Annotated in this window: 15 protein-coding genes; 1 reads left to right on the plus strand and 14 read right to left on the minus strand. The window is 42.6% G+C overall.

Annotation, left to right across the window (positions count from 1 at the left end; all coding sequences use genetic code 11):
* Positions 1-13: 13 nt before the first annotated feature.
* Positions 14-529: a ribosome biogenesis factor YjgA gene (gene yjgA, locus J1N51_RS11850; RefSeq protein ID WP_208831475.1), complete on the minus strand. Its 516-nt coding sequence runs from the start codon at positions 527-529 to the stop codon at positions 14-16.
* A gap of 88 nt (positions 530-617) precedes the next feature.
* Between yjgA and pmbA the strand changes: the two genes are divergently transcribed.
* Complete coding sequence (gene pmbA / locus J1N51_RS11855) at positions 618-1961, plus strand: metalloprotease PmbA (protein ID WP_208831476.1); 1344 nt, start codon at positions 618-620, stop codon at positions 1959-1961.
* Positions 1962-1974: 13 nt separating this feature from the next.
* Here the strand turns inward: pmbA and J1N51_RS11860 are convergent, their stop codons facing one another.
* From J1N51_RS11860 to J1N51_RS11920, 13 genes are all read right to left on the minus strand, one after another.
* Positions 1975-2832, minus strand: coding sequence for a CvfB family protein (locus J1N51_RS11860; protein ID WP_208831477.1), 858 nt, complete (start codon positions 2830-2832; stop codon positions 1975-1977).
* A gap of 29 nt (positions 2833-2861) precedes the next feature.
* Positions 2862-4217, minus strand: a complete 1356-nt coding sequence (gene mgtE, locus J1N51_RS11865) for a magnesium transporter (protein ID WP_208831478.1) — start codon at positions 4215-4217, stop codon at positions 2862-2864.
* A gap of 124 nt (positions 4218-4341) precedes the next feature.
* A complete protein-coding gene (locus J1N51_RS11870) occupies positions 4342-4614 on the minus strand; it encodes an HPr family phosphocarrier protein (protein ID WP_208831479.1) in 273 nt (90 codons plus the stop codon).
* 36 nt (positions 4615-4650) lie between these two features.
* A complete protein-coding gene (rapZ, locus tag J1N51_RS11875) occupies positions 4651-5511 on the minus strand; it encodes an RNase adapter RapZ (protein WP_208831480.1) in 861 nt (286 codons plus the stop codon).
* Between the two features lies 1 nt (position 5512).
* Positions 5513-5965, minus strand: coding sequence for a PTS IIA-like nitrogen regulatory protein PtsN (ptsN, locus tag J1N51_RS11880; protein WP_208831481.1), 453 nt, complete (start codon positions 5963-5965; stop codon positions 5513-5515).
* A gap of 95 nt (positions 5966-6060) precedes the next feature.
* Complete coding sequence (gene hpf / locus J1N51_RS11885; protein ID WP_208831482.1) at positions 6061-6348, minus strand: ribosome hibernation promoting factor; 288 nt, start codon at positions 6346-6348, stop codon at positions 6061-6063.
* Positions 6349-6381: 33 nt separating this feature from the next.
* A complete protein-coding gene (locus J1N51_RS11890) occupies positions 6382-7878 on the minus strand; it encodes an RNA polymerase factor sigma-54 (protein ID WP_208831483.1) in 1497 nt (498 codons plus the stop codon).
* A gap of 48 nt (positions 7879-7926) precedes the next feature.
* Positions 7927-8652: an LPS export ABC transporter ATP-binding protein gene (gene lptB / locus J1N51_RS11895; protein ID WP_208831484.1), complete on the minus strand. Its 726-nt coding sequence runs from the start codon at positions 8650-8652 to the stop codon at positions 7927-7929.
* Positions 8652-9167: a lipopolysaccharide transport periplasmic protein LptA gene (gene lptA, locus J1N51_RS11900; protein WP_208831485.1), complete on the minus strand. Its 516-nt coding sequence runs from the start codon at positions 9165-9167 to the stop codon at positions 8652-8654. The genes lptB and lptA overlap by 1 nt, the downstream gene beginning before the upstream one ends.
* Entirely contained in the window at positions 9167-9718 is a 552-nt protein-coding gene (gene lptC, locus J1N51_RS11905) for an LPS export ABC transporter periplasmic protein LptC (RefSeq protein ID WP_208831486.1), read from the minus strand. The genes lptA and lptC overlap by 1 nt, the downstream gene beginning before the upstream one ends.
* Positions 9718-10284 (minus strand): 3-deoxy-manno-octulosonate-8-phosphatase KdsC, encoded by a 567-nt coding sequence (kdsC, locus tag J1N51_RS11910; RefSeq protein WP_208831487.1) that lies wholly within the window; start codon positions 10282-10284, stop codon positions 9718-9720. The genes lptC and kdsC overlap by 1 nt, the downstream gene beginning before the upstream one ends.
* Positions 10284-11249 carry a KpsF/GutQ family sugar-phosphate isomerase gene (locus J1N51_RS11915; RefSeq protein WP_208831488.1) on the minus strand — a complete coding sequence of 322 codons (966 nt, stop codon included), beginning with the start codon at positions 11247-11249 and terminating at the stop codon, positions 10284-10286. Before J1N51_RS11915 ends, kdsC begins: the two co-directional genes overlap by 1 nt.
* Positions 11250-11264: 15 nt before the next feature.
* The gene (locus J1N51_RS11920; protein WP_208831489.1) at positions 11265-12227 is read right to left on the minus strand and encodes a calcium/sodium antiporter; all 963 of its coding nucleotides are present in this window, start codon (positions 12225-12227) and stop codon (positions 11265-11267) included.
* Between the last annotated feature and the right edge of the window lie 203 nt (positions 12228-12430).

A 12430-nucleotide genomic window follows, 5' to 3' on the forward strand; every position in this document is an offset into this window, starting at 1 on the left:
CGCAAGCTCCTAATTAACTGCTTAGCCCATTTTTGATGTACTGAAATAATTCTTTGTAATTCTTACCTGGCTTTTCGCTAGCGACTTCTTTTTTCGCTTGGCGAACAAGTTGACGAAGCTTTTGACGCTCAAGCGTTGGTGCTGACTCTAACAAAGAGTTGATTGCATCGTCGCCGTTTTCTAACAAGTCGGTACGGGTAGTCTCTAACTTGTGCATCAAGGCATCATTCTCTTGTCCAGGAGAAGTAAGTTTTTGATACTCAAGCTTTAAAGTATCAAGAGCTTCGTCGCGAAGCAACTTAGCCATAAACTGCAAATGACGTCGTAATGCGTCTGGTTTGCTGGCTATTTTGTCGGCGAGTTTAAACGCATCTTGAAGTTCTTCACTGGCCGTGAGCTTTTGACGTTGAGATTTAGACAGTTTGCACAAATCTGTCGCAAAAACTTGTAGTTCTCGTTGCTCTTTTTTTAGGTCGGTTTTGCTGATGTAATTTTCATCATCAGGCATTAAGTAATAAGGTTTTGTCATATATCGAGGGTCAATCTATTTTGATAAAAGATTCGTATCAATTATGGTATGCTCTAGTGAGTAATTTAACCAGTATTTTTGAGTGTTTATGACCAATAACAGCGATATTTTTCAACAAATCAGTGAAGTGAAAACGGCAATAGCGGATTTACTCGATATGAGTAAGCGTTATGGTGCGACGTCAGCGGAAGCTGTGATTAGTAAGTCAAAAGGTATTTCGGTTTCGAGCCGTTGCCAAGAGTTGGAAAATATCGAGTTTAATGAAGAAGGCGCGTTGGGTATAACCGTCTATGTTGGTCAACATAAGGGGTCTGCATCGACAGCCGATATTAGCCATGCGGCGTTAGAACGAACCGTAAAAGCTGCGATAGATATTGCTAAATATACCTCAGAAGACAGTTATGCTGGTCTGGTAGACAAAGATTTAATGGCGACAGACATCCCTGATCTTGACTTATATCACCCATATGACATTCAGCCAGAAGAGGCGATTAAACACTGTTTAGAAGCCGAAAAAGCCGCATTTGACTTTGACTCGCGCATAGTGAATTCAGACGGAGCATCGCTTTCTGCCTATCAGGGTTTTAAAGTATACGGCAACAGTCATGGTTTTATTCAGGGCTATCCAAGTAGTCGACACAACATTAGCTGCTCTGTCATTGCTCAAGAAAATGACGACATGCAGCGTGATTACGCTTATACCGTAGACCGTGTCTTTACCGAAATGGACTCGGCTCACTCAGTAGGTCAAAAAGCCGCCAAAGCTGCAGTAGAACGTCTTAATGCAAGAAAAATTGATACTTGTCAGGTGCCTGTCTTGTTCCATGCCGAAGTCGCTTCAACGTTGTTTGGTCATTTAGTCTCTGCCATCAGTGGTGGCAGCTTGTATCGAAACTCTTCGTTTTTGATGGACAGCTTGGGCACTCAAGTTTTACCTGAGTTTGTGACTATCAAAGAGCGCCCTCACTTACTGAGAGGCTTGGCAAGTAGCCCGTTCGATTCAGAAGGAGTCGAGACTAAAGATCGCAATATAATTGAAGCGGGTACTTTAACGACTTACTTGTTAACGGGTTATTCTTCTCGCAAGCTCGGTATGCAGACAACCGGTCATGCTGGCGGGATACACAATTGGATAGTCAATCACACCGACCCAGATTTAGCTGCAATGCTCAAAAAAATGGACAAAGGTCTATTGGTCACTGAATTGATGGGGCAGGGCGTAAATACTGTGACGGGTGATTACAGTCGTGGCGCTGCTGGCTTTTGGGTAGAAAACGGTGAAATTCAATTCCCAGTATCTGAAGTTACCATTGCAGGTAACCTAAAGACCATGTTCCAACAAATGGTCGCAATTGGTGGTGATGTCGAGCGCCGTGGTGCGGTACAGACGGGGTCGGTTCTAATTGAAAATATGAAAATTGCCGGTAATTAACCGGCAACTTAATTTAGTCTCTAGTGGCAGTGCCTTTCTCTGTGGTCAGGCGAATACCTGTCTTTTCAATTGTGATATCGCCACTTTTGTACATGGCGCCAATGGTCTTCTTAAAGGCGCCTTTACTCATTCCAAATAGCTTTTTGATCAGCTCCGGATCAGACTTGTCATGAACTGCAGCAAACCCACCTTCTTTTTCTAAAAATCGCTTGATGACCTCGGCGTCTTTATCTCGGGTAACTTTACCGCCTTCAAGTGTTAAATCAATGCGACCGTCTTGGCGGATGCGCTTGATGAAACCTTTAATAGATTGACCAAATGACAGACGGCGGAATACGTCTTGTTTAAACAACAAACCATAGTGGCTGTGGTTGATGATTGCTTTGTAGCCCAAGTCTGTACTATTGGCGATAATCAGTGATACCGCTTGATTTGGCTTAAACGTACCTTGGTTCTCGTCTTGTAAGAACTTATCCACTTTTGAAGATGCCGTCGGACGTTGATCGATTTTGTCTAAGTAGACATAGACTAATACTTTTTTACCGACTTCTAATGGGCGGTGTTGTTCGCCGTAGGGGACCATTAGGTCCTTGTCCAAACCCCAGTCCAAAAACGCCCCAACACGGTTGGTATCTTTCACTTCTAAGTAAGCAAATTGACCGACTTCGACTTTCGGCTTTTGTGTCGTAGCTACCGGGCGATCTTCCGAGTCCAGATAGACAAAGACTTCAAGCTCATCACCAACGTCAATATTGTCTGGCTCATGCTTACGCGGCAATAAAATCTCACCGAGATTTTCGCCATCTAAATACGCGCCAAAATCCATCATTTTAGTTACAGTAAGGGTGTTGGTTTTGCCAACTTCAATCATGTGTGTTACCTAGAAAGGGTTAAGAGGGCTTACAACAACAACCAAGTTGCCGTACCCAAGAATGCAAAAATGCCGACGATGTCGGTGACGGTGGTAAGTATAACACTACCAGCCAGTGCTGGGTCGATATTCATGCGTTTTAGCATCAGTGGAATCAATACACCGGCTAAACCAGCTGAAATCAAATTCATCAGCATGGCAAACGCAAGCACGCCGCCAAGCATTAAGTCTTGTTTCCAAAGGGCGACCACACCAGCGATTAACACAGCCCATATAAGACCATTTAAAAAGCCGATCGCTAGCTCTTTACCCAACAGCCAACGAGAGTTGGCCTCGTTTACGTGACCAACGGCCATACCACGTATAACCAGGGTGAGAGTTTGACTACCAGCGACACCACCCATACTCGGTACTATGGTGTTCAAAACGGCTAAAAATGCCAACTCATCTAAAGTTGACTCGAACAAAGACGACACAAAAGCTGCGAGTAAAGCGGTAAATAAGTTAACACCTAACCACAAGGAACGTTTGCGAGTACTGTCAATAACGGGCGCGAAGGTATCGGCTTCATCGTCAAGACCAGCCATACTCATCATCGAGTGTTCTGCGTCTTCACGAATGATATCAACCACGTCATCGATGGTTATACGCCCGAGTAAAACACCTTCCTCATCAATAACTGGTGCAGTAAGCCAATCGTATCGTTCAAACAGGCTGGCGACTTCAGATTCGTGCATCGATGCAGGAATAACTTCAAAGTCGGTTTCCATGACTTCCGAGATAAGTTTGGTTGGACTAGAGGTTACCAACGCCGCTAATGATACTTCACCAATAAAATGGTCTTGTTTGTCGACGACGTAGAGGTAATCAGTGGCCTCTGGTAACGACTCTTTTAGTCTTAGATAACGCAAAATGACATCGACAGTGACATCAGGGCGAACCGTAATGGTATCGGTGTTCATTAGAGCCGCCGCAGTGTCCTCTTCGTAGGACATCACGCGTTCTGCACGAGCTTGGTCTTGTTTATCCATGCTCTTCAGTACTTTGCGGTACACCTTGTCAGGCATACTTCTCAGTACTTCAGAAAAGTCATCGTCATCGAGATTTACGGCTGCTTCTGCTACGCTTTCAGGTGTCATAGTTCGTAAAATAGAGTTACGAACTTCCTCGGATAGATCTTCTAAAACTTCACCCTGAATACTGCTGTCGATCAGCTGCCAAACAATAGCACGGGTTTTTGGTGTCGAGGCGTGGAGTAGCATGGCAATATCATTTGCTGCCATACCATCGAGCATATTTCGAACGCGAACAAACATGCCGTCACTAATCGCGGCATTAAATTCATCAATAGGAATTGTATATTCTTGTTCTAACAGCTCAGACATAGTGACTTCTTTATCGAGTTGCCGACATGAGATCGGCAAGGGCTACATCAAAAGTTACAGACTAGTCTAACGCATAAGCAGTTTTTTTGATAGTAACTGATTGTTTTTTGGTAGGACTTAACGGCTATTCAGATTCGTCGAATTTGTTCGAAATCAACTGGCAAATAGCATCAAGCGCTTCTTCTGCTTGTTGACCAGAAGCTGCTACTTTGACTTGTTTGCCTTGGTTACTTGCCAACATTAATAAAGCCATCACAGAATCAGCGTTTGCCTTTTTTTCACCTTGGTGGATTTCGACATCAGCATCGAACTGTTGAGACAATTGTGCAAGCTTGGTAGCTGCACGGGCGTGCAGTCCCAATTTATTTTGAATGGTTACCGTTCTTGATAGAGTCATATTTTTATTGTTGTTTATCAGAGTACAGAGCTCTTATTATAGCTCTTGTAGGTACTTACTCATTTCTCGATGGCGAGTTTTAACATTTTTTCCACGAGAACGGAACTGCTCTGCCAAGGTTTCTGCAATATAAACTGAACGGTGTTTGCCTCCAGTACAGCCAATAGCAATGGTTAAGTACGAACGGTTGTTTCGCTCTAGGTGAGGTAACCAAGTGGACATAAAGTTATTGATTTGAAATACAAACTTATTCACTAAGGGTTGGGCAGCAAAGAAGTCTTTAACAGGTAAATCAAGACCGGTTAGAGCTCGTAGGTCTGGTTCCCAGTGTGGGTTAGGCAAAAAGCGCGCATCAAAAACAAAGTCGATATCGTTTGGAACACCGTATTTAAAACCAAATGATTCAAAGGTGATCACTAAGTCTTTATCAGATTTACCCATGATCTTTTCTCGGATCATTTCGGTCAGCTGATGAACATTTAAATCTGAAGTGTCTATGTACAAGTCCGCTCGAGAGGCAAGTGCATCGAGCAACTTACGTTCTTCTATAATTGCATCTGGTAGAGAATTTTCACCTTTGGACAAAGGGTGCAAGCGACGTGTTTCGCTGTAGCGACGGATCAATACATCGTCTTTTGCATCAATGTACAGAACGGTCGTTTTAACGCCCTTTGGTAAAAAGTCTAAGTTATCGAGTAACTCTTGTTCTGAGCTGGGTAAGTTGCGCACATCAATGCTGACCGCAACCTGAGGATAATTGGTTGCGAGCGAGTGAGATAGCGCAGGTAATAGATTTACTGGTAAATTATCAACGCAATAATACCCAAGGTCTTCCAAAACCCTAAGTACGACTGTCTTCCCTGAGCCAGAACGGCCACTTACGATAAAAATATGCATATTATGCGGCTTCAATTATGTTGTAGAGATCGTTATCCGTTTTCGCTCCTCGAATCTTACGTAAAATCTCTTTGTTGTCAAAGATTTCGGCAATATTCGCAAGCGTTTGTAAATGCGTTTCACATTGGTCTTCTGGCACGATTAAGGCACAAAAAACATCGACAGGGCGATTATCAATTGCGTCGTAATCAACTGCAGGGTGGCTTACAAGAAGAACCGCAACGACCTTGTTGCCCTCTGGTTTGATTTTGCCGTGTGGAATAGCAACCCCGTTGCCAATTCCTGTGCTTCCTAGTTTTTCACGGTTCATCAAACTCGCTAACACTTCAGAGCAGTTCAAATCCGGTAACTGGCTACTAGCAATCTCTGCAATATGTTCTAGGATTTTCTTTTTGCTTTGGCAGTCTGATAACACTTTGGTGCATTCAGGCTGCAGAAGTACTTTTAATTTCATGGCATTTTTACTGCTTGGGTCTTTTGATTTTCGTCTCAAAAGATGAGTTAAAAGGCGCCGTCCTTAGCGCCTCTAGTATTACTTAAAATTAACCTTTAGTGCCGAGTTAATTTTTCTTTGTGTTTTTTGACCTGACGGTCAAGTTTATCAATTAAAGAATCAATGGCTGCGTACATATCACTATGTTCAGATGTGGCAAAAAGTTCACCACCATTAACATGCATAGTCGCTTCTGCGCGTTGTATCAGTTTTTCGACGTCTAAAATCACATGGACGTTGTTAATATGATCGAAATGACGTTCTAATTTTGCAAATTTCGTATCTACATAGTCTTTTAATGACTCAGTAGGCTCGACGTGACGACAAGTTAGGTTAATTTGCATATGCTCTTCCTTCTTTTGATTTGATTGGTGAAACTACACCAATCGTTTTCTTTGGTTTGAAGGGGGAATGTTTAACGATTCCCGGTATTTTGCGATAGTTCTCCTGGCTACTTGGATGCCCTGTTCGGCCAGGATATCAGCAATCTTACTGTCACTTAGCGGTTTAGCTTGGTTTTCTGCAGCAACTAGCTTTTTGATTAAGGCGCGGATAGCGGTAGATGAACATTCACCGCCATTTTCAGTACTGACGTGACTTGAGAAGAAGTATTTGAGTTCAAATATTCCTCTTGGTGTGTGCATGTACTTTTGAGTCGTCACACGTGAGATTGTTGACTCATGCATATCGACCATTTCCGCTACATCATTCAATACCATCGGCTTCATCGCTTCCGGCCCATATTCGAAAAAGGCTTGCTGCTGTTGCACAATACAATTTGATACTTTTAACAATGTGTCGTTTCTACTTTCCAAACTCTTAATAAACCACTTAGCTTCTTGTAAGTGAGAACGAACAAACTGCGCGTCAGAATTGTTCTTTGCCGTTTTAGACAGTGAAGCGTATTGTTCGTTCACTTTAATTTTAGGCATAGAATTCGGATTTAGCTCAACTATCCAACGACCTTTTTTCTTAACCACGCTCACATCAGGGATGACGTAATCAATTTCGTCTTTAATCACTATGCTTGCAGGGTTAGGGTTGAGGGTTTGAATCAGCTCTAGTGTTTCTTTGAGCTCGTGTTCTTTGAGTTTGGTTTTGCGGATAATCGTGCGGTAATCACGGTTACCCAATAAATCTATGTGTTCTTGAATGAGGTCAATGGCCTCTTTTTTCCAAGGTGTGTCGTCGCTGTATTGACGTAACTGCACAACCATACACTCTTGCAATCCTCGGCATGCGACACCGATAGGGTCGAAGTTTTGGACGCGTTTTAAGACGGCTTCAACTTCTTCTATTTCAACGTCTTCAATATCAACTGCCTCTACAATGTCTTCAGTTGAAACAGTTAAAAAGCCTTTTTCGTCTATGGCATCAATGATAGCCGTGGCAATTGCCAGATCATGTTCAGAAAAAGGGGATAGATTAAGCTGCCAACGTAAATGATCTTGGATGTTGGTTGTAGTCTCACCTTGATAGACAGTGTCTTCACCTTCATAAGCCGGCCCAGAACTAGCAGGGGCTGCGCTCATGTAATCATCCCATGTAGAGTCTGTAGGAAGCTCATCTCCCATGGTTTGATCTTGCAGTGCTTCGTTAGTGCTTATCTCGTCCTTGGTCCATTCGATTTCGTCATCGTTACTCGCGCCGTTTTCTTGGCTTTCTTGATGAGTGTCGATTTGAGTAACTTCCGAGGCTTCTTGGCCATCGTAGTTATCAAAGTCATCGGACTCCAATAAAGGATTGCTATCCAAGGCTTCTTGGATTTCTTGTTGCAATTCCAAAGACGACAGTTGCAACAGTCTAATCGCTTGTTGCAATTGCGGGGTCATTGTTAACTGCTGACCCATTTTGAGTTGGAGTGTAGGTCTCATCTTATCCGGAACTTACTGACTTAATTAAGATTATCTCTTTATAAATTATCAAAGTTTGAACTGGTCACCAAGATAAACTTGCTTAACGATCTCACTTTCTAAAACTTCCGCTGGGGTGCCTTCGGCAATTAGCTCCCCATGACTAACGATATAGGCTTTTTCACAGACATCAAGTGTTTCACGGACATTATGATCTGTAATTAACACGCCAATGCCCTTTGCCGTGAGTTGTTGAATAATTTTTTTGATATCGATCACTGAGATAGGATCAACACCAGCAAATGGTTCATCAAGCAAGATAATTTTAGGGTCTGCTGCAAGTGCTCGGGCAATTTCGACTCGACGTCGCTCACCACCGGATAGCGCCATACCCTGGCTATCTCGAATGTGGTCAATATGAAATTCGGCGATTAAATCATCCAGTAAATCAGCTTGCTGGTTTGCGTCAATGTCTTTACGCATTTGCAAAACTGACATGATGTTTTGTGAAACCGTTAATTTTCTGAAGATAGAAGACTCTTGCGGCAGGTAGCCGATTCCTTTTCGAGCTCGAACGTGCATAGGTTCGTGACTCAAGTCTATGTCGTCGAGCTGAATCAAACCTTTATCATTTGGTACAAGGCCAACAATCATGTAAAAAGTTGTCGTTTTGCCAGCACCATTGGGGCCTAATAAGCCTACGACCTGGCCGGCTTCTACTGACAAGCTAACGTCTTTGACGACCTGTCGACTTTTATATGACTTCGCTAAATGTTGAGCGACTAACTTTGTCATTAATCGTTACCTGAATCTTTTTCGTTATTTGTTTTTGGCTTGATTTTGATGGTTGTTGTAACACGACCATTGTTCTCGGTGCCACCAACTGCTTTAACGCGTTTGTTTTCTAAATCGAATGTAATGTTACCGTTTGCACTATCAACCACAGAACCGCCTTGACGATACTTTGCAGAGCCTCTCAATTCAAGAATTCGCTCGTTGACCAAATAGATGACTTCTGTCGCGTTCGCTTCTAGTTCATCGCCTTCTGAACTGCTCTGTGAAAAGGTAGCTGGACTGCCTTTTGCGATCAATTTTTCGGCGGCACCGTCTTTTGTGATGACATATAGCTCATCCGCTTTGATTTTCATCGAACCTTGGTTGATCTGAACATTACCTTTGAAAAACATAGTGTTCTTTTTAAAGTTTAAGTCTTGCTCTTGTGCATCGATAGTCAGGTCATCTGACGCCAATGCATTAAAAGTAGATAACAGAGTCAAACCCAGGGCTATAGCAAATTGTTTTATCGTCATTATTGATTTCCTTTCAGAATGGTTTGTACGTGTTTCGTCATTTTAACTCTGCCTTCTTTCAAATCAGCATTGAGTCCATATCCGGTAATGGTTGTTCTTTGTCCTTTAATAACAAACATTTTATCGGTTGTGACGAATTGTGAATTTAAATCGATTTCTAGAAAACTGGTTTCGATAGAATTAACCAGCTCGTTGTTGTCTAACTGTAACATTTGGACGTTTTCATCCAAGGTCAATTTACCATCTTGCATGTTGCCGACTTTGGCAGACAGTCGCCAATAGGGACTGTCGTTTTGGTAAATAATAAATTCGGGTTGTTCAAAGTAGGTTAGATCTAAATCGGCAAAATGCTCCATCTTTTGCGAGAAGACTTCTTGTTTTAAATTGCCAGTGTGATCAAACAACTCCTGATGTAGAAGCTTTGCAGTAAAATCTGGCACTAACACAGGGTCCGTATTACTGGCCGCTTGTTCCGTTGTATTAAAAGCGGGATACCACAGATAAATACTGATCCCGATAAAAATAAGAAGGACGAGTAATTTCTTTGGCATTAGCTGCTGGTTCCTGCAACAGTGGAGGTTAGGTAATGCTCGCCTTGTTGTGCCATGATAATAAGGTCCGTTAATTCTCGGACAGCGCCTTTACCACCGCCTGTTACCGTAACGTAATCGGCAACTTGTTTGACGTATGGGTGACCGTCGCTAACAGATACCGACAAACCTACTTTTCGCATCACAGGTAAATCCGGAAAGTCATCGCCGATAAAGCCTACTTGTTCAGCGCTGACGTTGAGGTCTTTGCACAATTCTTGGTAGCCAATCAGTTTGGTTTCCATGCCTTGGTAGACGTATTTAACGCCTAAACTTGCCATACGGCGGGCGACAATTTCAGATTTTCTGCCTGTTATAACTGCAACTTCAACGCCAGAGTTCATTAGAGCTTTGAGCCCAAAGCCATCTTTAGTGTTAAAGGCTTTGATTTCTTCACCGCTATTGCCCATATACACAGAGCCATCAGAAAAAATACCATCAATATCACATATCAGGAGTTTTAATTGTTTGGCTTTGTTGATCACTTCTGTAGTGACGGGCTGATACCACTGTCCAAATAATTCCATTAGATAACCCCTGCTTTTAGCATGTCGTGCATGTTTAATGCGCCGAGAGGCTTGTGTTGAGCATCGACAATAAATAAAGCACTGATCTTCTTTTGTTCCATTAAGGATAGTGTTTCTGCAGCTAAAGTAGCGGGTTTACTTGTTACTGAGTTTTTGGTCATTACCTCAGTTATTACAGTGCTGAGATTTACTTGATCTTTATCCATCCAACGTCGAAGGTCACCATCGGTAAAGATGCCAACTAAAATGCCTTGTTGGTCTACAACACCTGTCATACCTAAGCCTTTGGCGGACATTTCGAATACGGCTTCTTTTACTGTGGCCTGCTGAGTGACGAGAGGTAAGCGTTCGTCGCTGTGCATAATATCTGAGTTGGTAAGTAATAACTTACGGCCCAGAGACCCACCAGGGTGACTTAAGGCAAAATCTTCGGCAGTAAAGCCACGAGCTTCTAATAAACTTACTGCTAACGCATCACCGAGTACTAAACTAGCGGTTGTTGAAGCTGTTGGCGCTAGGCCTAGTGGACACGCTTCTTTTTCGACACCTGCATAAAGGTGAATGTCGCTGTTTTTCGCTAGGGTTGAATTGGGGTTTCCGGTCATAGAGATGATGCTACAGCCGATTCGCTTGAGGACGGGCAGTAGAGAAACTAACTCGGCTGTTTCACCGCTGTTCGACAATGCCAAAACAACATCTTGCTTGGTAAACATACCTAAGTCGCCATGACTGGCTTCACCAGGGTGTACATAAAATGCCGGACTGCCGGTACTGGCGAGGGTCGCGGCAATTTTATTGGCGATATGACCTGACTTGCCCATGCCGGTTACAACAACCCGCCCTTGGCCTTTTAAGATTGTCTCGCAAGCTTCTGAAAAATGTTGGTCACAAGACTGAACCAATCCTTCAATAGCCTGTTTTTCAATATCAATAACGCGCAATGCTGATTGAATGAAATCCGTCATAGAATATTCCAATGATTAACTAAACAGTAGGTATTGATAGCCTAGGAAAGCGATAAACAAAATGCCGCCTTCGATGCGATTAATACGGCGAGTACGCTTGCCAAAACTCATTGCCATAACAAGCAATAGTAGTGTTGCACCTATCATTACAAAAACGTCACGAGAGGCAGCGGCAGGATCAATCGCACTTGGATGAATAAGCGCACCGGCGGATAAAACGGCTAAAATATTGAAGATGTTAGAGCCGATCACATTACCAATTGCCATGTCATCTTCGCCTTTCAAAACACCTGCAACACTTGCTGCAAGCTCAGGCAAGCTGGTCCCTAATGCAATAATTGTTAAACCAATAACCAACTCACTAATGCCAAAGTACTGAGCAATTTCTACCGCGGCGTCGACTAAAAAGTGGGCACTTAACGGTAATAAAATTAAACCTGCAACAACCCAAAATACAGCGTGAGATGTCGGTAGTCCCTCAGGAATGTCGTCTTCGCTATCGGCAATGAGTGGGTCTGGCTCTTGGCTTGGACGTTTGGACAAATAAATTAAAAAGCCAATAAATCCAAAAAACAGAATAAAGAGTAGTAGACCTTCATTAAAAGAAAGGTAGTTATCGCTTAACACCCACCATGCGAGTAAAGTAAAACCAAGTAAAATTGGCATTTCGCGTTTTAACGTGGTTGAAGATACCAAAATTGGCCTTACTAATGTGGTCAAACCAAGAACAAGTAGTATGTTGGTAATATTGGAGCCAATTGCATTACCTACAGACGTATCTGTAGCGCCTTTTAAGGCAGCATTAGCTGAAACCATAATTTCAGGTGCAGAAGAGCCCATTGCTACTATGGTTAAACCGATGATCATAGGCGAAATACCTAAATTTCGAGCAAAACCAGAGGCTCCATAAACAAATTTGTCGGCGCTCCATACCAACACAGCGAAAGAAATGATCAGTATTACTGAAGCGATTAGCATAAGAAATTTACTTTACGTATCTAGAAATATTGCCGTTATTGTGGCGTTTGTGAGCTAAGAAAGCAAAGTAAATTGGTGGTTTTTAACGATATCTATTCAAAAGTTGAGCAATTGCAAACAAGGGATAAACTTATTTGTAGGTTTAACAAATTTTAACATTTGGGGCATAGCTAAATTGCTATTTAATCAATACAATACCAACC

It is taken from the genome of Psychrosphaera ytuae (genome assembly GCF_017638545.1).
Classification (GTDB): domain Bacteria; phylum Pseudomonadota; class Gammaproteobacteria; order Enterobacterales; family Alteromonadaceae; genus Psychrosphaera; species Psychrosphaera ytuae.

What these genes read in the sequence shown, in the direction of transcription:
- yjgA (WP_208831475.1), bottom strand. Translation starts at nt 529, where the DNA reads ATGACAAAACCTTATTACTTAATGCCTGATGATGAAAATTACATCAGC.
- pmbA (WP_208831476.1), top strand. Translation starts at nt 618, where the DNA reads ATGACCAATAACAGCGATATTTTTCAACAAATCAGTGAAGTGAAAACG.
- J1N51_RS11860 (WP_208831477.1), bottom strand. Translation starts at nt 2,832, where the DNA reads ATGATTGAAGTTGGCAAAACCAACACCCTTACTGTAACTAAAATGATG.
- mgtE (WP_208831478.1), bottom strand. Translation starts at nt 4,217, where the DNA reads ATGTCTGAGCTGTTAGAACAAGAATATACAATTCCTATTGATGAATTT.
- J1N51_RS11870 (WP_208831479.1), bottom strand. Translation starts at nt 4,614, where the DNA reads ATGACTCTATCAAGAACGGTAACCATTCAAAATAAATTGGGACTGCAC.
- rapZ (WP_208831480.1), bottom strand. Translation starts at nt 5,511, where the DNA reads ATGCATATTTTTATCGTAAGTGGCCGTTCTGGCTCAGGGAAGACAGTC.
- ptsN (WP_208831481.1), bottom strand. Translation starts at nt 5,965, where the DNA reads ATGAAATTAAAAGTACTTCTGCAGCCTGAATGCACCAAAGTGTTATCA.
- hpf (WP_208831482.1), bottom strand. Translation starts at nt 6,348, where the DNA reads ATGCAAATTAACCTAACTTGTCGTCACGTCGAGCCTACTGAGTCATTA.
- J1N51_RS11890 (WP_208831483.1), bottom strand. Translation starts at nt 7,878, where the DNA reads ATGAGACCTACACTCCAACTCAAAATGGGTCAGCAGTTAACAATGACC.
- lptB (WP_208831484.1), bottom strand. Translation starts at nt 8,652, where the DNA reads ATGACAAAGTTAGTCGCTCAACATTTAGCGAAGTCATATAAAAGTCGA.
- lptA (WP_208831485.1), bottom strand. Translation starts at nt 9,167, where the DNA reads ATGACGATAAAACAATTTGCTATAGCCCTGGGTTTGACTCTGTTATCT.
- lptC (WP_208831486.1), bottom strand. Translation starts at nt 9,718, where the DNA reads ATGCCAAAGAAATTACTCGTCCTTCTTATTTTTATCGGGATCAGTATT.
- kdsC (WP_208831487.1), bottom strand. Translation starts at nt 10,284, where the DNA reads ATGGAATTATTTGGACAGTGGTATCAGCCCGTCACTACAGAAGTGATC.
- J1N51_RS11915 (WP_208831488.1), bottom strand. Translation starts at nt 11,249, where the DNA reads ATGACGGATTTCATTCAATCAGCATTGCGCGTTATTGATATTGAAAAA.
- J1N51_RS11920 (WP_208831489.1), bottom strand. Translation starts at nt 12,227, where the DNA reads ATGCTAATCGCTTCAGTAATACTGATCATTTCTTTCGCTGTGTTGGTA.